This is a genomic window from Vibrio ichthyoenteri ATCC 700023 (assembly GCF_000222605.1).
GTDB lineage: Bacteria > Pseudomonadota > Gammaproteobacteria > Enterobacterales > Vibrionaceae > Vibrio > Vibrio ichthyoenteri.
In genome coordinates this window covers 1-2196 of sequence record NZ_AFWF01000002.1, presented here as the reverse complement: position 1 = coordinate 2196, position 2196 = coordinate 1, and the positions used below count along the sequence as shown (strand labels likewise).

Below are 2196 nucleotides of genomic sequence, written 5' to 3'. Positions count from 1 at the left end.
TATAGAATTTGTCGCACTTCAAACTTGATACTAAGGTTTGTTTTACATTTATTGCCTATTTAAATGAACCCATATAACGTTTTAATAGGATGATTCATCTTTCCATTCTTTAATGTCAGAGAATTATCAATTTCATGACAGAATATTAATGAGCTCGTATCTATATGTTTGTTATTTACATGCGCATGTGATCTTGCATCAAAAAACATCTCATTAATTAAAATTTTTTTCCCATGTGCGTCGCGACTCTATACCTTGTCATCGGTAATAATATTGCGGAAGTTGCAGTGCGTATTTATGGCTGTGATTTTTAATAAGTACATCAATGGTGAAGCTTATTTGTTGATGTAAATGTCAGTATTAAAGTTAGCGGTAGTGAGATGATTTATACGTTCGCTAATATCAATTGGCTATGTGTAGCATCATGCCAATTAAATAATATGAAGAATCGATGTGGATAGGTAAGCATATGTTCTATCAAGGTAATTGTGTTTCATGTCAAAGGAAAGTCTTTCATATGGGGAGTAAAATAGGCGCTATTTGTGTGTTGTTATCGTTCACTAGCCCCGTCGCTTTAGCTGCTACAAGTGACTATGAAATAAGTGAAATGACAGCAGAAAGAGCTTTAGAGAAGGGCCAAATAATGAGAGCTCAGTATAAAAACATTGAATCTCGACCTTATCTAAAACATGCAGCAGAAAAACAAAATGGAGCAGCCTCATTTTTGTACGCAATGGAAATTGCGAATTACAAAACCACAATGAGAACCCCATTGGAGGCAAGGCAGTATTTGGTTAAGGCAGCTGAATTGGGTAACAGACGCGCCATGCATCAGCTATATACACAAGCTAACTGGTTGAGGCCAATAGATATTAGTTATTGGAAGTCGCAGTATTTCAACAGTGTCATTTTACTTGGGCGTGATTATCCAGCTCAAGCAATGTATGAGTTGGCGCACTTTCATAAAGACAGTGATGATGCCTTGTCGACTTATTATTTAGATAAAGCGATCGATTTTAATCATCCTAAGGCAATGATGGATAGGGCTGCCAGTATGGCAGAATCAGAAGGTGGCTTGTTAACGTCAAAAACCTATTCTGCAGAGGAAGAAGCGCTTTATCTGAGGGCCGCTGAAACCAAATATATTCCAGCGATAAAGCGCTACATTGACGTGTTAGAAGCGCGTGGGCGATTTGAAGACGCATATCAATGGCGTGTTCAAGCTCTTGAAAGCGGGGACATCAAATCACTGGCTGTGATGTCAAAAATTCTACTAGGTCAAAGTGCCATGTATGATTTTATCGCTGTAGATAAGGTGAAAGCAAAAGCATACATAGACTTATATTTATCTGCCGCTGGTCAGGAACGAATGAAATCGCTTTATTCTTCATTGGCAATGGACGAGGAATCTATTTCTGGAACGATAAGCGCCGAAGAAAAGAAACAAGCTACAGAGATTTATCTCAAATATAAGAATACGACAGTTTTCTATAACCATGATCTTTTATGGGATATTCAATAGTGGCGAGGGTTGGCGGTAAATAAACTTGATTTTTTGGCTTAAGATCATGTTTTGTGAAATTTGATATTTATTATATAAATAAAGAAATATAGTGTGCGGTCAGTTTTTGTTGGTTTAAAAAATAACAAAACATCCTGTTGGTGATACAAATATAAATAAATCAAAGTTAGCGGGTGTAATTTTATTGTTACGTGGCTAATTGTGTTTTATGTCAAAAGATTAAGATTGGTTGTTTTTACTTTAAATTGGCATTGGCACGTTTATTTCAGTTTATGTTGTTTGTTTTAATAAGCGTTAAAACATTAGGTTGGTATAAGGATTGGAGGCTTAAATGTCCAAAGAAGGAAGCGTTGCGCCTAAAGAGCGCGTTAATATCAAATATATCCCATCGACGGGTGATGCTCAGGCCGAAATAGAATTGCCTCTTAAAACCCTTGTGGTTGGAGACTTTAAAGGCCATGCAGAAGAAACTCCGCTTGAAGAGAGAGAATCAGTTTCAGTCGACAAGAATAATTTTGAAGCGGTGATGCGTGAGAGTAATTTGAAAATCTCAACTACCGTCGCAAATAAATTAAGTGATGATGAAAATGCGGAGTTACCGATAGAGTTGAGTTTTAAATCATTGGCTGACTTCTCACCAGATGCCGTCGCTACACAAGTTCCAGAATTAAATC

General features: G+C 36.9%; 2 protein-coding genes. Both read left to right on the top strand.

Annotation, left to right across the window (positions count from 1 at the left end; all coding sequences use genetic code 11):
- The first annotated feature begins 451 nt into the window (after positions 1 to 451).
- Complete coding sequence (locus RH85_RS00025) at positions 452 to 1522, top strand: SEL1-like repeat protein (protein ID WP_241210340.1); 1071 nt, start codon at positions 452 to 454, stop codon at positions 1520 to 1522.
- Positions 1523 to 1853: 331 nt separating this feature from the next.
- Positions 1854 to 2196, top strand: a 343-nt coding sequence (gene tssB, locus RH85_RS00020; protein WP_006710110.1) for a type VI secretion system contractile sheath small subunit, incomplete at its 3' end; no start/stop codon positions are given.

Coding starts and splice junctions, on each gene's coding strand:
- RH85_RS00025 (WP_241210340.1), top strand. CDS start 452: ATGTGGATAGGTAAGCATATGTTCTATCAAGGTAATTGTGTTTCATGT.